This window comes from Cellulosimicrobium sp. CpK407, assembly GCF_051844275.1.
GTDB lineage: Bacteria > Actinomycetota > Actinomycetes > Actinomycetales > Cellulomonadaceae > Cellulosimicrobium > Cellulosimicrobium cellulans_G.
Window position 1 is genome coordinate 11,373 of record NZ_JBGNYC010000036.1, and the last position, 23,967, is coordinate 35,339.

General features: G+C 74.6%; 16 protein-coding genes. 9 read left to right on the forward strand and 7 right to left on the reverse strand.

Annotation, left to right across the window (positions count from 1 at the left end; all coding sequences use genetic code 11):
- Window positions 1-42: 42 nt before the first annotated feature.
- Together ABWU78_RS14960 and ABWU78_RS14965 are read right to left on the reverse strand one after the other, a co-directional pair.
- Window positions 43-1,719 (reverse strand): N-acyl-D-amino-acid deacylase family protein, encoded by a 1,677-nt coding sequence (locus ABWU78_RS14960; protein WP_439158840.1) that lies wholly within the window; start codon window positions 1,717-1,719, stop codon window positions 43-45.
- Window positions 1,716-3,548 carry a beta-N-acetylhexosaminidase gene (locus tag ABWU78_RS14965; RefSeq protein WP_353708649.1) on the reverse strand — a complete coding sequence of 611 codons (1,833 nt, stop codon included), beginning with the start codon at window positions 3,546-3,548 and terminating at the stop codon, window positions 1,716-1,718. The genes ABWU78_RS14960 and ABWU78_RS14965 overlap by 4 nt, the downstream gene beginning before the upstream one ends.
- Window positions 3,549-3,824: 276 nt before the next feature.
- Between ABWU78_RS14965 and ABWU78_RS14970 the strand changes: the two genes are divergently transcribed.
- The 5 genes from ABWU78_RS14970 (at window position 3,825) to ABWU78_RS14990 (ending at window position 10,760) form a co-directional block, all read left to right on the forward strand.
- A complete protein-coding gene (locus ABWU78_RS14970) occupies window positions 3,825-4,856 on the forward strand; it encodes a LacI family DNA-binding transcriptional regulator (protein WP_439158841.1) in 1,032 nt (343 codons plus the stop codon).
- A 490-nt stretch (window positions 4,857-5,346) separates the two neighbouring features.
- The gene (locus ABWU78_RS14975) at window positions 5,347-7,041 is read left to right on the forward strand and encodes a glycoside hydrolase family 13 protein (protein ID WP_439158857.1); all 1,695 of its coding nucleotides are present in this window, start codon (window positions 5,347-5,349) and stop codon (window positions 7,039-7,041) included.
- Between the two features lie 123 nt (window positions 7,042-7,164).
- A complete protein-coding gene (locus tag ABWU78_RS14980) occupies window positions 7,165-8,565 on the forward strand; it encodes an ABC transporter substrate-binding protein (protein ID WP_253053072.1) in 1,401 nt (466 codons plus the stop codon).
- Between the two features lie 159 nt (window positions 8,566-8,724).
- Complete coding sequence (locus ABWU78_RS14985) at window positions 8,725-9,690, forward strand: carbohydrate ABC transporter permease (RefSeq protein WP_374615002.1); 966 nt, start codon at window positions 8,725-8,727, stop codon at window positions 9,688-9,690.
- Entirely contained in the window at window positions 9,687-10,760 is a 1,074-nt protein-coding gene (locus tag ABWU78_RS14990) for a carbohydrate ABC transporter permease (protein ID WP_353708650.1), read from the forward strand. Before ABWU78_RS14985 ends, ABWU78_RS14990 begins: the two co-directional genes overlap by 4 nt.
- 115 nt (window positions 10,761-10,875) lie before the next feature.
- On the opposite strand, the gene ABWU78_RS14995 is transcribed toward ABWU78_RS14990, so the two are convergent.
- Complete coding sequence (locus tag ABWU78_RS14995; RefSeq protein ID WP_439158842.1) at window positions 10,876-11,907, reverse strand: DUF2804 domain-containing protein; 1,032 nt, start codon at window positions 11,905-11,907, stop codon at window positions 10,876-10,878.
- 204 nt (window positions 11,908-12,111) lie between these two features.
- Between ABWU78_RS14995 and ABWU78_RS15000 the strand changes: the two genes are divergently transcribed.
- The gene (locus ABWU78_RS15000) at window positions 12,112-13,341 is read left to right on the forward strand and encodes a ferrochelatase (protein WP_439158843.1); all 1,230 of its coding nucleotides are present in this window, start codon (window positions 12,112-12,114) and stop codon (window positions 13,339-13,341) included.
- Window positions 13,342-13,384: 43 nt separating this feature from the next.
- On the forward strand, window positions 13,385-14,119 hold the full coding sequence (hemQ, locus tag ABWU78_RS15005) for a hydrogen peroxide-dependent heme synthase (protein WP_439158844.1): 735 nt from the start codon (window positions 13,385-13,387) through the stop codon (window positions 14,117-14,119).
- Between the two features lie 120 nt (window positions 14,120-14,239).
- Here hemQ and ABWU78_RS15010 read toward each other — a convergent pair whose 3' ends face one another.
- Complete coding sequence (locus ABWU78_RS15010; protein WP_439158845.1) at window positions 14,240-16,117, reverse strand: M48 family metalloprotease; 1,878 nt, start codon at window positions 16,115-16,117, stop codon at window positions 14,240-14,242.
- A 138-nt stretch (window positions 16,118-16,255) separates the two neighbouring features.
- On the opposite strand from ABWU78_RS15010, the gene ABWU78_RS15015 reads away from it, so the two are divergent.
- On the forward strand, window positions 16,256-17,086 hold the full coding sequence (locus ABWU78_RS15015) for a tryptophan-rich sensory protein (protein WP_439158846.1): 831 nt from the start codon (window positions 16,256-16,258) through the stop codon (window positions 17,084-17,086).
- Window positions 17,087-17,170: 84 nt separating this feature from the next.
- Here the strand turns inward: ABWU78_RS15015 and ABWU78_RS15020 are convergent, their stop codons facing one another.
- The 3 genes from ABWU78_RS15020 to ABWU78_RS15030 all read right to left on the reverse strand — a co-directional run bounded on the left by ABWU78_RS15020 (window position 17,171) and on the right by ABWU78_RS15030 (window position 20,273).
- The gene (locus ABWU78_RS15020) at window positions 17,171-18,499 is read right to left on the reverse strand and encodes a Glu/Leu/Phe/Val family dehydrogenase (protein ID WP_439158847.1); all 1,329 of its coding nucleotides are present in this window, start codon (window positions 18,497-18,499) and stop codon (window positions 17,171-17,173) included.
- A gap of 86 nt (window positions 18,500-18,585) precedes the next feature.
- The gene (locus tag ABWU78_RS15025; protein ID WP_353708657.1) at window positions 18,586-19,389 is read right to left on the reverse strand and encodes an aldo/keto reductase; all 804 of its coding nucleotides are present in this window, start codon (window positions 19,387-19,389) and stop codon (window positions 18,586-18,588) included.
- A 134-nt stretch (window positions 19,390-19,523) separates the two neighbouring features.
- The gene (locus tag ABWU78_RS15030; protein ID WP_439158848.1) at window positions 19,524-20,273 is read right to left on the reverse strand and encodes a helix-turn-helix domain-containing protein; all 750 of its coding nucleotides are present in this window, start codon (window positions 20,271-20,273) and stop codon (window positions 19,524-19,526) included.
- Between the two features lie 53 nt (window positions 20,274-20,326).
- Here ABWU78_RS15030 and ABWU78_RS15035 point away from each other — a divergent pair, with 53 nt between their 5' ends.
- Window positions 20,327-23,962 (forward strand): proline dehydrogenase family protein, encoded by a 3,636-nt coding sequence (locus ABWU78_RS15035; protein WP_439158849.1) that lies wholly within the window; start codon window positions 20,327-20,329, stop codon window positions 23,960-23,962.
- Window positions 23,963-23,967: the final 5 nt, after the last annotated feature.

The following is a 23,967-nucleotide window of genomic DNA, read 5'->3' on the forward strand; positions in this document are numbered from 1 at the left end:
CGGGGAGTGGGGCTCTCGTGCTGGACGGGGCGGGCAGGCGGGTCACGCCGACCGCACGCCGGTGCCCGGACGCAGCGGCCGGCCCGGCAGGGCGGTAGTGAGCCTGCCGTCGCGCAGGACGGGCACGCCCGCCACGAGCACGTCGTCCACGCCGGACGCCGGGCGGCGCGGGTCCTCGTACGTCGCTTCGTCGCGGACCTGGTCGGGGTCGACGAGCGCGAGGTCTGCGACCGCGCCGGGCGCGATCGTGCCGCGCCCGGGGAGGGCGAACCGTGCGGCGGGTCGGGTGGACAGGTGCGTGACGGCGTCGTGCCAGGTCCAGTCCCTGAGCGTACGCACGTGCTCGGCGAGGAAGCGCGCGAAGGCGCCCCACCCGCGCGGGTGGGGTCGGCCGCCGCCTGCGACGGGCGCGTAGATCGCGTCGGACCCGCCGACGTGCGCGCGGTGGCGTAGCAGGGCGCGCACGGAGTCGGGTGAGTTGGTCGGGGGTTGGGCGAACACGCACGAGGCGCGCAGGCGGGTCGCGACGAGCAGGTGCACCGCGGTCTGGGCGGGGGTCAGGCCCAGGTGGGCGGCGACGTCGGGCAGGGTCATGCCCTCGGTCCAGGTCAGGTCCTCGGCGGGTCGGGCGTCGGGGGCTCCGGCGGCGGTGCCGGTGGGGACCGCGGCCATGGTGATGCGGGGCCACAGGTCGGTCAGGGTGGGGAAGTGCTCGCGGTGCAGGCGGTCCAGGACGGCGGGGTCGGTCAGGGCGGTCACGGTCGCGTCGACGTCGGCGACGGGCAGCCAGGTGGGTAGGGACACCATGGACAGGATGGAGCAGCCGCGCAGGTAGGGGTAGGAGTCGAAGGTGACGTCCAGGCCCTGGGCGTGGGCGTCCTCGACGTACCCGAGCAGTTCGGCGGCGGGGCCGTGGTAGTGCGAGACGTGGGTCGCGACGCCCGTCGCGCGCGCGAGGCGCACGAGCTCGGCGAACGCGGGCCCGGCTTTGTCTTCGTAGCCGCGCATGTGCGACACGTGGGGGAGGCCGCGGGCGGCGAGGATGCTGGTGAGGGCGACGAGCTCGGTCTCGTCGGCGTACGTGGCCGGGACGTACTCCAGGCCGGTCGACATCCCGAGGGCGCCGTCGTCGAGCGCGGTGGTGAGCAGGGCGCGCATGCGGTCGGTCTCGGCGGGCGTCGCGGGGCGGGCCGCGGGGCCCAGGACCGCGTAGCGGATCGTGCCGTGCGGGGCGAGGTAGCCGACGTTGACCCGGGTCGTGCGGTCGTAGGTCGCGAGGAGGTCGGCGACGGACCCGCCGCGGAAGGTGGGGTGGGTGCCGTTGATCGCGGCGAAGTACCCGCTCGCCCAGGTCGCGGCGTCGTGCAGGCCCGACGCCGTCTCGGCGCCCGGGCCGCGGGCCTGGCCCGGGGCGGGCGAGGGCGCGTAGGACACCCCGTCCTGCCCGACCACGACGCTCGTCACGCCCTGACGCAGCATCGCGAGCTGCACGTCCTCGTCCAGGACCGCGGCCTCGCCGTGCACGTGCGCGTCCACGAACCCCGGCAGCACCAGCCGCCCGCCCGCCTCGACGATCGCCACGTCCTCGGGCAACGCCCGCGCCCCGGCCGCAGGGCCGACGCTCTCGACCCGGCCCCCACGGACCGTCACGTCCACGGGGGAGGAGGCCCCGCCGTCGGGTCCGACGAGCCGGGCGCCACGGACCACGAGCGCGCTCACGCGGGGCCTCCCTCGTCCTCGTCGCGGCCCTCGACCCAGCCGCCCACACCGCGCAGGCCGCCCGCGGCGAGCTCGGCCGCGCGGTCGCGCGGCCAGCCTGCGACGCCCGGGCGAGTCTGCCACGGGTGCGGCCCGTCGAGCGGGCGGTACTCCACGCCGGCCGCGTCGAGGCGTGGCAGGTGATGCGTCACCAGTCGCTCGCGGAACGCGCGCGACGCGGGCGAGCCGGGGGACCGGTCGGCCTCGGGTGACCACATGACCTCCGCGAACGCCGCGAGGCGCGGGAACGCGGCGTAGTCGACCCGGCGGGCGGAGTCGAGGTGCTCGGACCAGAGCTCGGCCTGGCCGCCGAGCAGGACGCCCGGCCGGTCGCCGCTCCCGTGGGGCTCCGAGTCCGCTCGCGAGCCGGCGAGCTCCGACGGCAGCGGCTCGAACGCGTACACGTCGTCGAGGGTCGTGAGGAAGCCGACGGGCACCGGCTCGTCGGGGGTGTCGCCGCCGCGGTGGTCGAGGTAGACGACCTGCTCCGGGGCCATGACGACGTCGTGGCCCGCGGCGAGCGCGTCCGCCCCGACCGCCCAGCCGCGCCACGACGTCACGACCACGTCGCGCGGGAGCGCGGGGCCGAACGCCTCGTCCCACACGACCGCGCGGCGCCCGCGCGACGCGACGTGCTCCGCGAGCCGTGCGAGGAACCAGCCGTGCAGCCCGCCGACGTCGTCGAGGCCGAGCGCCTCGGCGCGCGCCACGATCGTGGGGTTCTCGCGCCACAGCGTCGTCGGCACCTCGTCGCCGCCGATCGCGACGAACGGGGCGTCGAACACCTCGAGCACCTCGTCGAGCACGTGCCGGAAGAACGTCAGCGACTCCTCGGACGGGTCGAGCACCTCTGTGCTCACCCCCCACGTGGTGCGGACCTCGTGCGGCTGCTTGCGCGTGCCGAGCTCCGGGTACGCCGCCACGGCGGCCTCGACGTGACCCGGGGCGTCGATCTCCGGCACGACGGTCACGCCGCGCTCGCGCGCGTACGCGACGATCTCGCGCAGGTCGTCCTGCGTGTAGAAGCCGCCGTGCGGGCGGCCGTCGAAGACGCCGGCGCGCCACGTGCCGACGCCCGACTCGCTGCGCCACGCCCCGACCTCGGTGAGCCGGGGGTAGCGCGCGATCTCCATGCGCCAGCCCTGGTCGTCGGTGAGGTGGAGCTGCAGCACGTTGAGCCGGTGCGCGGCGGCGAGGTCGACGAACCGCAGGACGTCGGCCTTGGGCAGGAAGTGGCGCGCGACGTCGAGCAGCACGCCGCGCCAGGCGAACCGGGGGTGGTCGGTGATCGTGACGTGCGGGAGGGCGAGCGTCGGCGTGGCGGCGGCGTCGGCCGGGGCGCGGCGGAACGCGCCCGGGCCGGCGAGCTGGCGGAGCGTCTGCGCGGCGGCGTGGGCGCCGTCGAGGTCGCCGGCGTCGACGCGGACCCCGGCGGCGTCGACCGTGAGGCGGTAGCCCGACGGCGGCAGGTCGCCGTCGAGCCCGAACCTCACCACGGGAGGGGCGTCGGAGGGCGCTGGTGCCGTGCGGTCGACCGGGAGCGGGGTCGGGGGCCCGACGGGGAGAGGGGTCGAGGGACCGGCCGGCACGAGATCGAGGCCGAAGGCGTCCTCGGTCGTACGGCGCCACCAGCGGGCGGCGGCGCGCAGCGCCGGGTCCGCGACGACCCGCGTCCCGTCGAGGATCGCCGTCGTCCCTGCGCCGGGCGTCAGCGCCACCGGAGCAGGGAGGATCCCGAAGGGGTCCGTGATGGGCTCGGGGCGTGGCGCGGGCACCTTTTGAAAGGACACCGAACGAGCCTAGCCGCAACCACCGCCGACTCCCCACCCCCCACCCCCACCCGCGCCGCCCCCACCCCCGTCCCGCCCCGACCACGCCCCGACCACGCCCCGACCCCCGCGCCGAGCACGACATGGCGGTCGGTATGAGCGCCAGAACGACCGTCATGTCGTGTTCGGCAGAGGCGTGGGGCGGCGGGGAGCCGCGCGAACCGTCTTGACGCAAGCGTGCGTTCGGGTGGGCCGGAATCACGCAAGCGGCTTGCAATGGCGCGTATAGTCGACGGCATGTCGAGACGTCTGGCGGAGGTCGCCACCAAGGTCGGTGTCAGCGAGGCCACCGTGAGCCGCGTGCTCAACGGGAAGCCCGGCGTGTCGCAGGCGACGCGCGACGCGGTGCTCACCGCACTCGACGTGCTCGGCTACGAGCGGCCGACCAAGCTGCGCGGCGAGCGCGGGCGCCTCGTGGGGCTCGTGCTCCCCGAGCTCGTCAACCCGATCTTCCCGGCGTTCGCCGAGGTCATCGGCGGCGCGCTCGCGCAGCAGGGCTTCACCCCGGTGCTGTGCACGCGGACCGCGGGCGGCGTGACGGAGGCCGAGTACATCGACCTGCTCCTGGGGCAGCACGTGTCGGGCGTGATCTTCGCGGGCGGCTTCTACGCCGAGCGCCTGGCCGACCACGCGCACTTCCGCCGCCTCGAGAAGCTCGGCCTGCCGGTGGTGCTCATGAACGCCTCGATCGAGGACCTCGACTTCCCGCGCGTCTCGTGCGACGACCTCGTCGCGATGAACCAGGCGCTCGGCCACGTGCTCTCGCTCGGCCACGAGAAGGTCGGCCTGCTGCTCGGGCCGGCGGACCACGTGCCGTCCGAGCGCAAGCTCGCCGCGGCGCAGGCGTTCGCCGAGCGGCAGGGCCACGTGCTCGACCCGGCGCTCGTCGTGCACAGCCAGTACTCGCTCGAGAGCGGGCAGGCCGCGGCGAACCGCCTGCTCGAGGCCGGCGCGACGGCGATCGTCTGCGCGAGCGACCCGCTCGCCCTGGGCGCCGTCCGCGCGGTGCGGCGTGCCGGTCTCGACGTGCCGAGCGACGTCTCCGTCGTCGGCTACGACGACTCGAACCTCATGAACTCCACCGACCCGGCGCTGACCACGGTCCGCCAGCCCATCGAGCCGATGGGCCGGGCCGCCGTCGACCTGCTCGCGAGCATGATCGCCGGCGCCGACGTCTCGCGCGACGAGCTCCTGTTCGAGCCCGAGCTCGTCGTGCGCGGCTCGACCGCCGCGGCGCACGCCGCCGCCCGCGAGGCCACCTCCTCCTAGCCAGCACCCCACCGCTCCAGGGCCTCGGCCCGGCCGCTCGCGCGCCGGCCCGGGGCCCTCGTCGTCGTGCCCTCGCGTCGACGTCGAACCCGGGATCTCTCCCGACCCGTGCTCGCGCGTGGGGAGAGAGCCCGGGTTCGGCGCCGGCGGGACGCGTCGTCGGCGCGGGCGGGCTCCCGCGAGGAGGGCTTCGCAAGCGGGCGTAGGTCTCTCGACGTCGAGAGATAGCGTTTCGATAACGGCGCTGTCGGATTCTTGCGCATATCCTGTCGTCTAGTTACAGTCGTCCACGACGGCGCGGTCGGGCACCCGGTGCACGACAGCCGTCCCGGGGACCCACCCGGTCGGAACGGACGCAGTGCGCAGCGCAGGCGAGGCACGGACCCACGGACGTGCAGCCCACGAACTCACGGAAGAGGACGCGGTGAGCAACGATCACCCCCGAGTCGCCGACGGCGAACCCACCCCCGACGCGACCCTCGCGCAGGCGGTGCGGGAGCCGGGGGCGGCGTCGCCCGACTGGTGGCGCAGCGCCGTGATCTACCAGGTGTACGTGCGCAGCTTCGCGGACGGGAACGGCGACGGCACGGGCGACCTCGCGGGCGTTCGCCAGCACCTCACCTACCTGCGCGACCTCGGCGTCGACGCGATCTGGTTCACCCCCTGGTACGTGTCGCCGCTCGCCGACGGCGGCTACGACGTCGCGGACTACCGCGCGATCGACCCCCAGTTCGGCTCGCTCGCCGAGGCGGAGCAGCTCATCGCGGAGGCGCGCGAGCTCGGCATCCGCACGATCATCGACGTCGTCCCCAACCACGTCTCGTCCGAGCACGAGTGGTTCAAGGCCGCCCTCGCCGCCGGCCCCGGGTCGCCCGAGCGCGAGCGCTTCTGGTTCCATCCGGGCAAGGGCGAGGACGGGTCCCAGATCCCGACGCGCTGGGTCTCGGAGTTCCAGGGCAGCACGTGGACGCGCACGACGAACCCCGACGGCACGCCCGGCGAGTGGTACCTGCACGTGTTCGCTCCCGAGCAGCCGGACCTCAACTGGAACCACCCCGACGTGCGCCGCGAGCACGAGGACATCCTGCGGTTCTGGTTCGACCGCGGCGCCGCGGGCATCCGCATCGACTCGGCGGCCCAGCTCGTCAAGGACCCGGCGCTGCCCGAGGTCCCGGCCCACCCCGGCCCGGGCGAGCACCCGCACGTCGACCGCGACGAGCTCCACGACATCTACCGCGGCTGGCGCGCCGTCGCGGACTCCTACGAGGAGCCCCGCGTGCTCGTGGGCGAGGTGTGGCTCGCGGACCGCGCCCGGTTCGCCCAGTACCTGCGCCCGGACGAGATGCACACGGCGTTCAACTTCGACTTCATGGCGCGCCCGTGGGACGCGAAGGCGCTGCGCGAGTCCGTGCAGACGACGCTCGACGCGCACGCCCCGGTCGCGGCGCCCGCGACGTGGGTGCTCTCGAACCACGACGTCACGCGCCCGGTGACGCGGTACGGCCGCGAGGACAGCTCGTTCGCGTTCGCGACCAAGCGCTTCGGCACGCCGACGGACCTGGAGACCGGGCGCCGTCGGGCCCGCGCCGCCGCGCTGCTCTCCGCCGCGCTGCCCGGCTCGCTCTACCTCTACCAGGGCGACGAGCTGGGGCTTCCCGAGGTCGAGGACCTGCCGCTCGACGCGATCCAGGACCCCATGCACTTCCGCTCCGACGGCGTCGACCCCGGCCGCGACGGCTGCCGCGTCCCGCTCCCGTGGACGCGCGGCGGCACGAGCAACGGGTTCGGGCCCGACGGCGGCGCGCGGCCCTGGCTGCCCCAGCCCGCGGGCTGGGGGGAGCTCTCGGTCGAGGCGCAGGCCGACGACGAGACGTCGATGCTCGCGCTCTACCGCCGCGTCATCGCGACGCGGCGCGCCGAGCCCGCGCTGCACGGCGAGGCGTTCCGCTGGCTCGACTCCCTGGGCGGGGTCGCGCTCGGCGACGACGTGCTCGCGTTCGTCCGCGAGGACACCCGCGGCGACGACGACCGCGCGGTCACGTGCGTCGTCAACCTCGGGGCCGAGGACGTGCCGCTGCCCGCGGACGCCGAGGTCCTCCTCCACAGCGGCACCTCGCACGGGGCGGACGTGTCGGAGCCACCGACGCGCCTCGCCCCCGACACCGCGGTCTGGCTGCGCGCATGACACCGCGCACGGGCCGGCACGCGGCCTGACCGCCACCAGCCCCCGGGCCGCGAGCCGGTCGGCCCGGACACCCAGCACCCACCCAGCACACCCAACCAGCACCACCGGAACACAGGAGTGACGATGAAGTCCACACGTCAGGCGATCGCCTTCACCCTCGCGGGGGCGCTCGCGATCAGCACGCTCGCCGCGTGCTCGAGCGGCGGCTCGGGCAGCGACGACGAGAGCAGCGGCTCGGACGGCGACGGGAAGGTCACCCTCAAGGTGGTCTCCCTCCTCCCGGGCTCCGAGCAGGAGGCGATCGACGCCTTCAACGCGCAGGTCGAGGAGTTCGAGGCCGCGAACCCGGACATCGACATCGTGCCGGAGGAGTACGAGTGGAAGGCGACGACGTTCGCCCCCCAGCTCGCCGGCGGCACGCTGCCCGACGTCTTCGAGATCCCGTTCACCGACGCGAAGACGCTCGTCGAGAACGGCCAGCTCGCCGACCTCGACGAGCAGTTCCGCACCCTGCCCTACGCCGACAAGTTCAACCCGGCGATCATCGAGGCCGGGACGGGCGCCGACGGCCACGTCTACGCGATCCCCGCGAAGAACGTCTACGGCGTGGGCCTGCACTACAACCGCGCGCTCTTCGAGTCGGCCGGGCTCGACCCCGACCAGCCGCCGACCACGTGGGACGAGGTCCGCGAGGACGCGAAGAAGATCGCGGACGCCAACCCCGGCGTCGCGGGCTACATGCAGATGTCGCAGAACAACACGGGCGGCTGGCAGCTCACCGTCAACACGTTCGCGCGCGGTGGCCGCACGCAGGAGGTCGCGGAGGACGGGACCGCCACCTCCACGCTCACCAACGACGGCACCAAGGAAGCGCTCGAGTGGCTCAAGGCCATGCGCTGGGAGGACAACTCCCTCGGGAGCAACTTCCTCCTCGACTGGGGCACGATGAACCAGGCGTTCGCCGCCGGCCAGGTCGCGATGTACACGTCGGGCTCCGACGTCTTCACGTCGCTCGTCCAGACGAACGCGGTCGACCCCGCCACCTACGGCCTCGCGGCGCTCCCGCTCGAGGGCGACGACGCGGGCGTCCTCACGGGCGGCACGCTCGCCGCGATGCCGGCCAACGTGGACGAGTCCAAGAAGGAGGCCGCGATCAAGTGGATCGACTTCTTCTACCTCGCCAAGCTCGTCGACGAGAAGCGCGCGGTCGCCGACGCCGAGACGCTCGTCGCGAACGACCAGCCCGTGGGCACCCCGGTCCTGCCGATGTTCTCCCAGGAGCAGTACGAGCAGAACCAGGAGTGGATCAAGGACTACATCAACGTCCCGCTCGACCAGATGACGAGCTACACGGACACGATGTTCGACCTGCCGCTCGTCGGTGAGCCGTCGCAGAAGACGCAGGAGATCTACGCGCTGCTCGACCCGGTCGTCCAGGCCGTCCTGACGGACGAGAACGCCGACGTGGACGCGCTGCTGGAGCAGGCGAACACCGAGGCGCAGGCCCTGCTCGACCAGGGCTGACGCCCCGCGGTCTCACGGTCCGTACGGGCCGCGCGACCCGCAGACCCGGGTCGGCCGGCAGCGCCCCCTCCCGGCCGACCCGAACCCCGCCGGTGCCCGACGGCGCGACGCACCTCGCGTCGTCGGGCACCTCCCCACCGCACCGAAGGACGTTCGCCCGTGACCGCCACCACCGCCCCGCCGCGACGGGGACCCGCCTCCCACGCGCGGGCCGACCGCGACGGCCGACGCCGCAGCCCCGTGACGTGGTTCCGTGGCGGCGGCCTGAGCAACCTCGTGTTCCTGCTGCCGCTCATCCTGATCTTCGGCGTCTTCTCGTGGTTCCCCATCGTGCGCGCGGTGATCATGAGCTTCCAGGAGACGAACCTCGTGAGCGACCCGACGTTCGTCGGGCTCGACAACTTCCGTCAGGTGCTGAACGACCCGCTCCTGTGGAAGGCCGTGAAGAACACGCTGTACTTCGCGTTCCTCGCGCTCCTGTTCGGGTACCCGATCCCGCTGATCGCGGCCGTCCTCATGCGCGAGGTCCGCCGGGCGCGCGGGCTGTACTCCGCGCTCGCCTACCTGCCGGTCGTCGTGCCGCCGGTCGTCGCCGTGCTGCTGTGGAAGTTCTTCTACAACGGCAGCCCGACGGGCGTGTTCAACACGATCCTCGGCTGGGTCGGCCTCGGCCCGTACCCGTGGCTCCAGGACGCCTCGACGGCCATGCCGTCGCTCGTGCTCGCCGCCACGTGGGCCGGCGCGGGAGGGACGATCATCATCTACCTCGCCGCCCTGACGAGCGTGCCGCCCGAGCTCTACGACGCCTCCGAGGTGGACGGCGCGGGGCTGTGGCGCAAGATCTGGCACGTCACGCTCCCGGCCCTGCGCGGCGTCCTGTTCATCACGCTGATCCTCCAGGTCATCGGGACCGCGCAGGTGTTCCTCGAGCCCTACCTGTTCACGGGCGGCGGGCCGAACAACGCGACCCTGACGATCCTGCTGCTCATCTACCGCTACGCCTTCCAGAACAGCCTCGGCGGCGACTACGGGGCCGCGACCGCGCTGTCGATCATGCTCGCGGCCGTCCTCGCGGTCTTCTCGATCCTCTACTTCCGGCTCACCCGGTCCTGGAGCACGTCATGACTCTCTCGCCCACCGACAACCCGAGCGAGATCGGCGTCGTCTCGCAGGACTCCGCGGCGACGGCCGACAGCACGCCGGCGGTCCCGACGGACGGCACGGGCACGGCCCGACGCGCCGCCGAGGCGAGCCGCTCCCGGCGCGAGTCCGAGCGCCGCAGGGTGCGCGCCCGCCGTCGCAAGGCGCTCGACGGCGTCGAGGACCGTGGCGCGCTCTCCGAGGCGGACTGGCGCCGCCCGTCGATCCGGTGGGGGATGGGCAGCACGCACGTGCTGCTGCTCGTGATCCTCGTGGTCGCCGGGCTCGGCCCGATGCTGCTGCTCGCCAAGTACGCCGTCACGCCGACCCAGGACATCCTGCGCACCCCGATGGCGATCTTCCCGAACGGCATCGCGTGGGACAACCTCGACAAGGCGTGGAACGACGTCCAGGTCAGCCGGTACTTCCTCAACACGATCTGGCTCGCGGTCGGGTCGTGGGCGTCGCAGATCCTCGTCGCGACGACGGGCGGCTACGCGCTGTCCGTCCTGCGGCCGAAGTACGGGAAGGTCGTCCAGGCACTCGTCCTGTCGACCATGTTCGTCCCCGCGATCGTGCTGCTCGTCCCGCTGTACCTGACGATCCTCGACCCGCCACTGCTGGGCCGGTCGCTCATCAACAGCTTCTGGGCCGTGTGGCTCCCGGCGGGTGCGAGCGCGTTCAACGTGCTGCTGGTCCAGCGGTTCTTCGACAGCCTCCCGCGCGAGGTGTTCGAGGCCGCGCGCATGGACGGCGCCGGGCCGTACCGGCTGTTCTGGTCGATCGTGCTGCCGATGTCCAAGCCGATCATCGGCGTGGTCTCGGTCTTCGCGGTCATCGCGGCGTGGAAGGACTTCCTCTGGCCGCTGCTGGTCCTCAAGGACCCGGCGATCCAGCCGCTGTCCGTGCGCCTGCCGTCCATCGAGGCGTCGACCGACCTCGGCGTCTTCCTCGCGGCGCTCGCGATCTCCACGCTGATCCCCGTCGGCCTGTTCCTCGTCTTCCAGCGCATGTTCCTCCAGGGCGCGGGCCTGGGCGGAGCGGTCAAGGGCTGACCTTCGGCCCGCTGCCGAACACGACTTCGGTGTCGTCGTCCGAGGGATGACGACACCGAAGTCGTTCTCGACCGAGAGCAGGGTCGTCGGGGGAGCGGGGCCCGACGGCGGGTTGTCACCAGCGGTTGTGGACCTCCTCGGCCCAGCCGACGAGGCCGTCGAACCGCACCGGCTCCGGTGCGGCGTCGCGGTCGGTCCCCGCGGCGGGTGGCGTGAACGTGCCGGACCAGTGGCCGAAGCACTGGTCGGTCGACGACGAGACGACGCCGAGGTGCGTCCGCGTGACCTTCGTGTGGAAGGGCTCGAACGTCGCGTCGAGCCCGCCGCCGGTGACGCGCCACGGCCGGTGCGGGTCGGCGAGGTCGTAGTCCCACGCGAGCTCGTCGGGGAGGTGGTGGATCCGCCCGTCGAGGGAGATCGCGTTCTCGGTCGAGCCCGTGCCGACCGTCCACCGTCCGCCCACCTGGATCCCGACGACCCGCCCGTGGCTCTCGCCCGAGCCCGCGCCCCAGTTCCACCGGACGTCGTAGGGCCAGCGCCCGCGGCCGTGGTCGAGGACGGCCCACGACGACCCGGCGGGAACGTCGACCGTCCGTCCGTCGACCCACAGCGTGCCGTGCGCCGGGCGGGCGACGTCCTTGACCGTGTACTGGAAGCGCGAGTCGCTCCACGGCACGACGACGGCGAGCCGCTCGTGCCCGGGCGGCAGCTCGGCGACGACGTCGAACGAGACGTCGCGGGTCCGCGCGCGCAGGCGCGTCCCGCCGTCGACCTCGTCGAGGTCGATCGCGAGGTTCTTCGCCCGTGCGCGGGCGGGACCGTCGCCGAGCGAGCCGGGCAGCTCGACGCCGCGCGCGGGCAGGACGGTCGCGTCCGCGCCCCACGTGCGACCCGACTCCCGGTCGAGCACCCACACCTCGTGCACGGCCGCGTAGTCGAGGGACGACACCGTCAGCGCGAGGACGTGGGTCGGGGTGACGACGCCCCAGTACTCCCAGCGCTTGTTCCGGCCCGCATGGCGGCGGCCGTCCCGCGCGACGCCGGACGTGTCGACGAGCGGCTGGCGCGCCCAGCCGATCGAGCGGCGGTCGAGCAGGCCGTCGGGCAGGGTGAGCGGCACGCGCTCGGTGATCTCCGGGAGCGGCACCGCTCCACCTCCACGTGGTCCGGCTCGGGCGGTCCTGCGCGGCGGGCGACGGTGCCCGGTGCCCGGCCCGAGGAGCGAGCGAGGCCGAGTCTAGGGGGCCGGGCGAGGTGACCGGACGAGGTGACACTCTGTCCCGTCAATGTCACGTCCCTCCGGTCCGCTTCCGGGCGGGCGGGGGTCGGAGCAGGTGCCATGATCGGGAGCATGCCCCCGTTCTCCCCCCAGGACGTCGCTGCCGACACGGGCCGGGCCGCCGCGCCCGCTGCGTCCGCCAGCGCCCCCACGAGCGACGTCGACCCCGGTCCCACCCCCGACCTGCGCCCCTACGACGCCCTGCTGCTCTACTCGTTCGGCGGGCCCAACAAGCCCGAGGACGTCGTGCCGTTCCTGCGCAACGTCACCGCGGGCAAGGGCATCCCGGACTCGCGCCTCGAGGAGGTCGGCGAGCACTACTACGGCTTCGGCGGCAAGAGCCCCATCAACGAGCAGAACCTCGCGCTCAAGGCCGCGCTCGAGGCCGAGCTCGCGCGCCGCGGCGTCGACCTGCCGGTCGTGTGGGGCAACCGCAACTGGGAGCCGTACACGACCGACGCGATCGACGAGCTCGAGGCGCTGGGCGCGAAGAACGCGGTCGCGCTCGTGACGTCCGCGTACTCGTCGTACTCCGGCTGCCGCCAGTACCGCGAGGACCTCGCGGTCGTGCTCGACGGGCGCGGCCAGCTCGGCCCCGACGGCTCGACGGGCGTGCAGTTCGACAAGGTGCGCTCCTACTTCAACCACCCCGGCTTCGCGCAGGCGAACGTCGACGCCGTCCTCGACGGCTACGCGGCGCTCGCGGACAAGGGCGGCGACGGCGCCGCCGCGCGCCTCGTGTTCGTCACGCACTCCATCCCGGACACGATGGAGGCCGCGTCGCGCGTCTCGCACGCGACGTACTCGGAGCAGCACCTCGACCTCGCGCGCGTGATCGCCGCCGAGGTGTCGGCGCGCCTCGGGCACGACGTCGCGTGGGACCTCGCGTACTGCTCGCGCTCGGGGCCGCCGAGCCAGCCGTGGCTCGAGCCCGACGTCAACGACCACCTGGAGGCCCTCGCGCAGGACGGCGTCCGCGACGTCGTGCTCTCGCCGATCGGCTTCGTGTCGGACCACATGGAGGTCGCGTACGACCTCGACACCGAGGCGATGGAGACGGCGACCGGGCTCGGGATGACCGCGGTCCGTGCCGGGACCGTCGGCACGCGCGAGCCGTTCGTGCGCGGGCTGGTCGACCTGCTCGTCGAGCGCGCGGCCCTCGCCCGCGGCGAGGACGTCGAAGAGGCCACCGTCGGCGAGCTCCCGGCGTTCCGGTCGGTGTGCGCGCCGGGCTGCTGCCTGCGTCGCGACGGCGAGCCGAGCGGCGTCCCCGCGCTGTGCAGCACCGACATCCACAGCTGAGCCACCGCGGCGAAGATCCCGCACCGACCAGGGAGGAACCCCGATGAACGACGCCGCGCGCGTCCCCGCGGACCACGAGCAGATCAACACCACCATCCGCTACGCGATGTGGTCCGTCTTCGCGACGGCGGCGCCCCTGCCCGCCGACGCCGACGAGCGGGCAGGCCTCGTGGCCGAGGCGCTGGCCGCGGTCGGCGGCGGCGACGACCCGGCGGCGACCGACGGCGACCTCGTCGTGCGCGGCTGGTACGACGTCGCGGGCCTCCGCTCGGACGCCGACCTCATGGTGTGGTGGCACGGCCCGACGATCGAGTCCGTCCAGGGTGCCTACCAGCGCCTGCGCGCGAGCGGCCTCGGGGCGCACCTGGAGCCGGTGTGGTCGAACGCGGCGCTGCACCGCCCGGCCGAGTTCAACCGCGGCCACGTGCCCGCGTTCCTCGCGGGGGAGGCGCCGCGCGACTACCTCAGCGTGTACCCGTTCGTGCGCTCCTACGACTGGTACCTCCTGCCCGACGCCGAGCGCCGCACCATGCTGCGCGACCACGGCCTCGCGGCGAAGGACTACCCGGACGTGCGCGCCAACACGGTCGCGTCGTTCGCGCTCGGCGACTACGAGTGGATCCTCGCGTTCGAGGCCGACGAGCTGCACCGGATCGTCGACCTCATGCGCGAGCTGCGCGCCACGGAGGCTCGCCGCCACGTGCGCGAGGAGGTCCCGTTCTTCACGGGCCCGCGCACGACGCTCACGGCGTGGGCGGACCGCCAGCCCTTGTCCTGACCCCACGGCGCCGAGCACGACATGAGGGTCGTCATCCCGTGGATGACGACCCTCATGTCGTGCTCGACGGCGCGTAGTGTCGTTCTCGGCGTGGCCGCGGGGGCAGGTCGCTCCTGGGGGTCAGCCCGCGGGGACGGTGTTCGGCTCGCCCTCGCGGACGTAGGGCGCGACGTGCGCGACGAGCGCCTCGTCGCTGTCCTTGGTGAGCCGCTCGCCCGACCACGTCTCGTGGAGCGTGAGGGTCGTGCCGTCGTGCAGTGCGAGGTCGACGCGCGCGGGCGTGACCTTGCGGATCGCGGCCGCGGCGATCTGCTCGTAGGGCACGTACCGGTACCGCGCGGCGAGGTCGGCGACGGGCGCCGAGCGCAGGAGCTCCACGAGGCGTGCCTTGCCGCCCTCCGTCTTCTTGGGGCAGGGCGCCAGGATCAGCCCCACGTCCAGCACCAGGACGTCGTGGTACGTCCCGTCCACCTTGACGTTCGCGAGTCCGCCGACGACGTCGCCGCCGTGCGCGGTCGCCTGCGCGGTCTGCTGGACCGCGCCCGCGACGTCGATGCCGAGGGCGTCGAGCCGGGCGCGGGCCTCCGCGGTGGTCGCGGGGTCGGCCGCGAGGCGCGCGACCTCCGCCAGGTCCAGGACGGTGCCGTCGGGCGTCTCGAGCGTCGCCGGTCCCGTCCACGACGCGCGCCACCGGGCCGCGCCGGACCGGACGGCGGCCGCCGCGAGGGCCGAGGAGATCGCCCCCGTGATCGCGTCCCGGGCCTCCTCGGCGGGGGCGCCGGGGACGAGGTCGCGCGCGATCGCGTCGAGGCGGCCGGTGCCCAGCAGGTCGAGCAGGGTCGCCAGGTCACCCTGCGGGCGACCGGCCGCGCGACCCACCGCGCGGTAGAGCGTGTCCGCGGTGCGCTGGTCGTGGATCGGCATGGCCGCCGCGACGAGGGCGTCCCACGGGAGCTGCGCCCGCGTCCCGAACGCGACCTCCTCGACCGCGACGCGCTCGGCCCACGTCGGGAAGCCCGGGACGAGGGCGGTGGCGCGCCGCTCGTCCGTGGCGACCGTGCCGCCGTCGGGCATGGTGTCCATCGCGGCGACGCGCCGCGCGATCGACGGGTGCGTGTCCCACGCGGACTGCTCGGCGGGCGCGTCGTCGGACCGGAGCTCGGCGAGGTCGCCGGCCCTGCCGCGCAGGAGCTCGTCGAAACCGCCGAAGACGCCCGCCGGAGTCGGGGCGAGGCCGTGCTCCCAGCCGAGCCCGACGTACTGGCTGGTGTAGAAGCCCCACGCGGCGTCGATCACCGGGACCTCGCGCAGCGCCGCCTGGGCGGTCGCGCGGCCCGCGACGCGCACGGACAGCTCGTCGGCCTCGAGCTCCTGGCGCCGGCTGACCGCTGCCGACACGAGGACGTAGAGCTTCGCGTACTGCTTGAGCAGCCAGCCGACGACGTTCCCCTGGAGCTGCCCGACCGTCGCCATGATCGCCTCACGGCCGCGGTACGTGAGCGGGCCGAGGCGCGTGTGCGACCGGGAGTAGTGGCCGAGCTCGTGCGCGAGGACCGAGCGGAGCTGCGCGGCGGTCAGGCCCTGCAGCAGCGGGACGCCCAGGTACAGGCGGCGCGTCCCGCCGACGAGACCGAGCAGGCGCGTGTCCTCGCTGACGGCGGCGTTGACGTCGGCGACGAGCCGGATCTCGTCGGGGGCGCGCGTGTCCGCGACCTGCGCGAGCTCGCGGACGGCGGCCCAGAGCTCGGGCGCGTCGCGCTCGGCGAGCGGCACCCCACCCGGCCCCTGCTTCTCCGCCCTGGCGACGCGCACGAGCGCGACGACGAGGCCTGCCGCGACGACGATCGTGAAGAACCCGAGCTTCGCGGCACCACCGCTCGCGTGCTCCGAGAAAGCCCACACGGTCGCCGCGCCGAGGCCGACGACGGCGCCGAGCGCGAGGACGTAGAACCCGACGAGGAGGAGGACCGACAGCGCGGCGCGCAGGGTCGTGGTCATGGGCGTGCCTCTCACGATGCGCCGCACCCGCGCGGCGGTCTGGCGCCGGAGCATAGTGGCCCGTGTGCCCGGGGCACCAGTTCCGTCCGCCGGTCCGTCCCCGGATGCTCAGCATGCTGATCGATGCGACGGTGGAGCATGACCACCGCAGCCGTCCCGGCGGGCGCCGTCCCCGCGCCCGCGCCCTCCGACCGCGTCCGTCAGGTCGTCGTCCTCGTCGGCTCGCTCGTCGCCGCCGGTGCCGCGGCCTACGGCGCGGGCGCGTTCGGCGGCACGGCCGTCGAGCAGACCGCCGGAGGCGCGCTGTCCTCGACCGCGACGCCCGTGGCGCCCGACAACCCGGCGTTCCGCATCTGGTCCGTGATCTACCTCGGGCTCTTCGCGTTCGCGGTGTACCAGGTGCTGCCGCGGCACGCGACCAGCCCGCGGCTGCGCGCGACCGCGTGGTGGGTCCTCGTCTCCATGGTCCTCAACGCCGCGTGGATCTGCGTCGTGCAGGCCGGGTGGATCCCGTTCAGCGTCGTCGTCATCGCGGCGCTGCTCGCGGTCGACGCGGTGGTCGTCGTGCGGCTCGTGCGCCGGCGGCCCGAGTCGACCGCGCAGGCCGTCGTGCTCGACGGGACGACGGGCCTGTACACCGGCTGGGTGAGCGTCGCGACGCTCGCGAACGTCGCCGCGGCGCTCGCGGACGCGGGCGTCGGCGAGCTCGGCCTCGGCGCGACGGGCTGGTCCGTCGTGCTCGTCGTCCTCGCCGCGGCGCTGTCGGTCGCGTGGGCGGCGTTCGCCGCCGGGCGTCGCGCGGTCGCCCTCGGCATCGGCCTCGCGATGTCGTGGGGTCTCGCGTGGATCGCCGTCGGGCGCTTCCAGGGCGAGCTCGTGGACACCACCGTGGCCTGGGCGGCCGTCGGCGCGTCCGCGGTCGCGCTCGTCGCCGCGGTCGTCGCGGCGACCCGCCCGGCGCGCGCCTGATCACCCGCCGAGCACGGGATCCGCGACCGGATCGAGCCCAGGACGGTCGCGGAGCCCGTGCTCGGCGGGGCCGAGCGTCGCGGGTCAGGGGTAGAGGCCGCGGATCTGGTGCGCCTCCGCCACACGCTGGACGCCGATGACGAGCGCGGCGTCCCGCAGGCTCAGCTCCTCGCGGCGTGCGAGGGTCGCGACCTCCTCGTACGCGTGGAGCATGCGGTGCTCGAGCTTCTCGCCGATCTCCTCCGCGGTCCACCAGTACGCCTGGTTGGCCTGCACCCACTCGAAGTAGGACACGACGACGCCGCCCGCGTTCGCGAGCACGTCCGGCACGACCGTCACGCCGTTCTTGGTGAGAACGCGGTCGCCCTCCGCGGTCGTCGGACCGTTCGCGCCCTCGACGACCCACCGGGCGCGCACGGTGCGCGCGGTGTCGCCGTCGAGCACGCCCTCGACCGCGGCCGGGACGAGGACGTCGACGTCGAGCGCGAGCAGCGCGTCGTTGTCGACCGGATCGGCGTGGTCGAACCCCACCACGCTGCCGGTCGCGGCGACGTGCTCGAGCAGCCCGCGCACGTCCAGCCCGTCCGGGTCGTGCACGCCCCCGTACTGGTCGGACACCGCGACGACGCGCGCCCCGCGGGCCGCGAAGATCGCGGCGGCGTGCGACCCGACCTTGCCGAAGCCCTGGATCGCGACGCTCACGTCGGACAGCGGCACGCCCGCCTCGTCGAGCGCCGCGGCGGTGACGTGCACGACGCCCGCGCTGGTCGCCGTCGTGCGGCCGAGCGACCCGCCCACGGTGATCGGCTTGCCGGTCACGACGGCCGGGATCGTGTAGCCCTGGTTCACCGAGTAGGTGTCCATGACCCAGGCCATGGTCTGCTCGCTCGTGCCCATGTCGGGCGCCATGATGTCCCGCTCCGGGCCGATGACCGGCATGATCTCCGACGTGTAGCGGCGCGTGACGCGCTCGAGCTCGGCCTCGGAGTAGCAGCGCGGGTCGATCGCGACGCCGCCCTTCGCCCCGCCGTACGGCAGGTCGACGAGGGCGCACTTCCACGTCATCCACATGGCGAGCGCGCGCACCTCGTCGATGTCGACGCTCGGGGAGTAGCGCAGCCCGCCCTTGCCGGGGCCGCGCGAGACGTTGTGCTGCACGCGGTAGCCGTGGAAGAGGACGGTGCGGCCGTCGTCGCGCCGCAGCGGGACGGCGACGTTCACCTCGCGCCGCGGCGTCGCGAGCATCTCGTGCAGGCCCTCGTCGTAGCCGAGGAACCCGACCGCGCCGGCGAGCTGCGCGTGCGCGGTGTCGAGGGCGGACGCGGGGGCGTGCTGCGGGGTCGTGCGGGGGGTGGGGTCGTGCGGGGTGGGTTCGCCGCTCGTGAGGGTGGGCGGCACGGACGTCGTCGTCACGGTTCCTCCGGTTCGAGGTTCTCCTCGGTGCCGCGGGGGTGTGCGGCACCGAGGGTCACGCTACCCCCGGCGCGGGCGCTCGCCGCTCACGCGCCCCGGTGGTGGCCCAGCGCGTCGATCGCCGCGAGCTCGTCCGCCGTGAGCCTGAACCCGGTCACCTGGAAGTTCGCCTCGATGCGCTCCGGCGTCACCGACTTGGGGATGACGACGAACCCGTGGTCGAGGTGCCAGCGCAGCACGACCTGCGTGGGCGTGACGCCGTGCGCCGCGGCCACCTCCGCGAGGACCGGCGCGTCGAGGTCGGTGCGCTTGAACGGGCTGTACCCCTCGAGCACGACGCCGCGCTGCGCGAGCTCGTGCGCGAGGCGGTGGTCGTAGTCGGCGGGGCTCCAGGGGATCTGGTCGACGGCGGGTGCCTCACCGACCTGCTCCGAGACGACGTCGACCTGCTCGACCGAGTAGTTGCTCACCCCGATCGATCGGGCCTTGCCCTCGTTCCGCAGCTCGACGAACCGCTCCCACACCCACGGCGACGCCTCGCCCGCCGGCGGCCAGTGGATGAGCCACAGGTCCACGTGGTCCGTGCCGAGGTCGCGCAGCGACGCCTCGAGCGTCTCGCGCTCGCGCCCCGCGGCGTCCGGCGGGAGCTTGGTCGTGACGAACACGTCGTCGCGGTCCACGGCCGAGTCGGCGAGCGCGCGCCCGACCTGTGCCTCGTTGCCGTAGCCCGTCGCGGTGTCGACGTGCCGGTAGCCCACGTCGAGCGCGTGGCGCACGGCGCGGTACGCGTCGTCGCCCTCGGACTGCCACGTCCCGAGCCCGAGCAGCGGCATCGCCCCGCCGGGCAGGTCGACGGTCGGGACGGCGTGCGAGGAGTCTGCGGAGGTCATGCCGCCAGTCTCCGTGCCCGACGCCGCCGCGCGCCACCGCGCGCCCCCACCCGGTCCTCGCCGAGCCCTGGATCTCTCCCCAGGACTGGCAGACGGTGAGGAGAGAACCAGGGTTCGGCGGCAGGCGCGGGCGGTCAGCGGCGCGTGCGGCGGCGGTACTGGGCCGGGGTCTCGCCTGCCAGGCGCGCGAACGTGCGGGTGAACGACGGCTGGTCGTAGAAGCCGCTCTCGGCCGCGACGTCACCGATCGGGACCGTGGTCCCCGCGAGCAGGCGCGTCGCGTGGTCGACCCGGGTGCGCAGCACGAGCTGGCGCGGCGTCACGCCGTAGACGCGTCGCACCCGCCGGTCGAGCACCGCGGGCGTGCACCCGGCCGCCTCGGCGAGCCGCGCCGTCGTCCAGCGCGCCCCGAGGTCCGCCTCGACCGCGGCGACGAGCGCGGCGAGGGAGTCCATCGTCGCGTCGTCCGCCGCGCCCGCGCGCAGGTCGTGCGAGACCGAGACGATCCCCACGAGGTGACCGGCGTCGTCGTGCACGGGGAGCTTGGACGTGAGGAACCAGCCCGACGTGCCGCCGAGCCGTCGGATGCGCTCGAGCTCGCCGCGCAGCGCGCGCCCGCGCAGCACCTCGGCGTCCTGCTGCTCGTAGCGCTCGGCGAGCTGCGCGACGAACAGGTCGCGCGCGCGTCGGCCCAGCACCGCGCGGCGCGAGCGCTCGTTCGTGCGCGCGACGAACACCGGGTTGACCGCGACGTACCGGCCCGTGACGTCCTTCGCGCAGAACATCGTGTCCGGCAGCTCGTCCATGAGCGCGACCATGGCGGGGCTGAGCGCTCGGAGCAGCGCCGCGCCCTCGGGCCACGGTTTGTCGCGGACGGGTGCCATGTCGCCCCGGATCGTACAAGACGAGTCACCGCGACCCGAGGCACCCTGGAGGGATGAGCAACGACGCGCCTGCCCGGCCGCTCCCCACCCCCGGAGCCGTCGGCGACACGAGCCTCACCTCCCCGGACGACCTCGTCGAGCAGGCCGTCACGCTGGCCCGCCGCTGGCTCGCCGCGAGCGAGGGAGCGGGCGACGCGCGCGCCCGCCGGACCGCCGAGCGGCTCGGCGCGCTCGTCTCCGACCCCGCGGGCCTCGAGCTCGCGGTCCGGTTCGTCGACGACGTCGCGCGCCCCCAGGACGTGCACGTCGCGGCGCGGGCGCTCGGCCGCCTCGGCGAGCTCGCGGGCAGCGCGGGGTCGTTCCTCGGGCCGGTCGACCGGTCCCTCCTGCGCGTCGGGGCGGGCGTCGCGCCGGTGCTGCCGCGCGTCGTCGTCCCGGCCGCGCGCGTGCGCCTGCGCCAGCTCGTGGGCCACCTCGTGGCCGACGCCGGCCGCGGCCTCGGCCCGCACCTCGCCCGGACCCGCGCGGAGGGCTACGCGCTCAACGTCAACCTCCTCGGCGAGGCTGTGCTCGGCGAGGCCGAGGCGGACGCGCGCCTCGAGCGCACGCTCGCGCTCGTGCGGCGCCCGGACGTGGACTACGTGTCGGTCAAGGTGTCGTCGGTCGCGTCGCAGCTCGTCACGTGGGACCTCGACGGGTCGTGCGCGCGCGTCGTCGCGCGGCTCCTGCCGCTGTACCGGGCGGCGCGCGACCACGGCGTCTTCCTCAACCTCGACATGGAGGAGTACAAGGACCTCGCGCTCACGACCGCGGTCTTCCGCGAGATCCTCGCGCACGACGACCTGCACGACCTCGAGGCCGGGATCGTGCTCCAGGCGTACCTGCCCGACGCGCTCGGCGCGCTCGACGGGCTCACCCGGTTCGCGACCGAGCGCGTCGCCGCCAGCGGCGCGCCGATCAAGGTCCGCCTCGTCAAGGGCGCGAACCTCGCGATGGAGGCCGTCGAGGCCGAGCTCCACGGCTGGCCGCAGGCGCCGTACCCGACCAAGCCCGACGTCGACGCGAACTACGTCCGCCTGCTCGACCACGCGCTGCGCGAGCCCCGCACGGACGCGGTCCGGATCGGCGTCGCGAGCCACAACCTGTTCCACGTCGCGCTCGCCGTGCTCCTCGGCCGCGCCCGCGGCGTGAGCCACGCGCTCGACGTCGAGATGCTCCAGGGCATGGCCCCCGGCGAGGCGCGCGCCGTGCGCGACGAGGTCGCGGCCGACCGCGTCGAGTCCGGCCCGCACGCGGGGCATGGTGGGCGCGTCGTGCTGTACACGCCCGTCGTGCGCGACGAGGACTTCGACGTCGCGATCTCCTACCTCGTGCGCCGCCTCGAGGAGAACGCCGCCGAGCAGAACTTCCTCCACGCCATGTTCGCGCCCGACGGGTCGCCTGCGGGCAGCCCCATGGAGCGCCAGGAGGCCGCGTTCCGCGCGTCCGTGCGCCACGGGGTCCACTACGCGGAGGCCGACGTGACGCCGCGCCGCCGCCCGCGTGCGGACGCCCCGACCGCCGTCGGTCCGCACCAGCCCGTCGAACCCGGGACTACCGGCCACGACGGCGCCGAACCCACCCGCAACCCCGGGTTCGGCGGGGGCGGCTTCGCGAACGCCCCCGACACCGACCCCGCCGTCGCCGCCTCGCGCGACTGGGCCCGCCACGTCACCGGGACCGGCTCCGGGTACGTCCCCGTCCGCACGCCCGAGCTCACCACGACCGCCCAGGTGGACGACGCCGTCGCGACCGCCGTGCGCGCGACCGCCGCGTGGTCGCAGGTCGCCCCGGCGGCCCGCGCCGCCGCCCTGCGCGCCGTCGCCCGGCGCCTGGAGGAGGCGCGCACCGACCTCGTCGCCGCGATGGTGCACGAGCCCGGCAAGACCGTCGCCGAGGCCGACCCCGAGGTGAGCGAGGCCGTCGACTTCGCGAACTACTACGCCCGGTCGGCCGAGGACCTGGAGCGCGTCCCGGGAGCGCGCTTCGCGCCCGACGGCGTCACGCTCGTCACCCCGCCCTGGAACTTCCCCGTCGCGATCCCCGTCGGCGGGGTCCTCGCGGCGCTCGCGGCCGGGTCGGCGGTGCTCGCCAAGCCCGCTCCGCCCACGCCGCGCTGCCTCGAGGTCGCCGTCGAGGCGATCCACGCGGGCCTGCGCGACGCCGTCGTAGCCGCGCCGGGGGACTTCGCCGGGCTGGACGCAGGCTCGGTCACCGAGGTCGTGCAGTACGTCCGCGTGCCCGACGACGAGCTCGGCACGCGCCTCGTCACGCACGACGACGTCGCGCGCGTCGTGCTCACGGGCTCGATCGAGACCGCGCAGCTCTTCGCGCGGTGGAAGCCGTCGCGCCCGGTGCTCGCCGAGACGTCGGGCAAGAACGCGCTCGTCGTCACGCCGTCGGCGGACCTCGACCTCGCGGTCGCGGACCTCGTGCGGTCGGCGTTCGGGCACGCGGGGCAGAAGTGCTCGGCCGCGTCGCTCGCGATCCTCGTCGGCTCGGCGGGCGACCCGCGGACCGAGACGGGGCGCCGCGTGCGGCGCCAGCTCGTGGACGCGGTGCGCTCGCTCGCCGTCGGTCCGGCGACCGACGTCGCGACGACCGTGGGCCCGCTCACCGAGCCCGCGTCGGGCAAGCTGTTGCACGCGCTGACGACGCTGGAACCGGGGGAGTCCTGGCTCGTGCGGCCGCGGCTGCTGGACGGCAGCCCCGACCTGGAGGGCCGCCTCTGGACGCCGGGTCTCAAGGAGGGTGTCGCGCCCGGCTCGCCGTTCCACCTCACCGAGTACTTCGGGCCGGTCCTCGGGATCATGACGGCCGCGACCCTCGACGAGGCGATCGCGCTGCAGAACGCGGTCCCGTTCGGTCTCACGGGCGGCATCCACAGCCTCGACGACGCCGAGGTCGAGCGCTGGCTCGACGCGGTCCAGGTGGGCAACGCCTACGTCAACCGGCACATCACCGGCGCGATCGTGCAGCGGCAGTCGTTCGGCGGCTGGAAGCAGTCGGCCGTCGGACCGGGCGCCAAGGCGGGCGGCCCGAACTACGTCGCGCAGCTCGGCCGCTGGGCCGACGCGACGGGCGGGGCCGCGGACGAGGGCGCGGGCACGTCGTCGGGCACCATGGCGCCCGGGCGAGCCGCGCCCGCCGACGCCGCACCGCCCGCCCGCGACGCCGCGCCCGAGGCGTGGCTCACCTGGGCGCAGGCCGACGACACGCGGTGGTGGGAGCAGGAGTTCTCCGTGGCGCACGACCCCTCGGGCCTGCGCGCCGAGTCGAACGTCTTCCGCTACCGGCCGGTGGACGTCCTCACCGTGCGCGCCGGAGCGGACGCGCTCCCCGTCGAGGTCGAGCGGGTCCTGCACGCCGCCCGCACGGCGGGCGTGCCGGCGGTCGTCGTGCCAAGCACGGGCGACGCCGCGGTGAGCGACGAGGAGTTCGCGCGCCGCGTCGCGTCGGGCGCGGTCCGGGGTCGCGTCCGCGTCGTCGGGTCGGCACCCGGGCTGCACGAGGCCGCCGCCGAGCGCGTCGGCGAGGTCACGGTCCTGGACCACCCCGTCGTCGCGAGCGGTCGTCGCGAGCTGCTCACGGTCCTGCACGAGCAGGCCGTCAGCCGCACCACGCACCGCTACGGCCACGTGAAGCGCTGATCCCG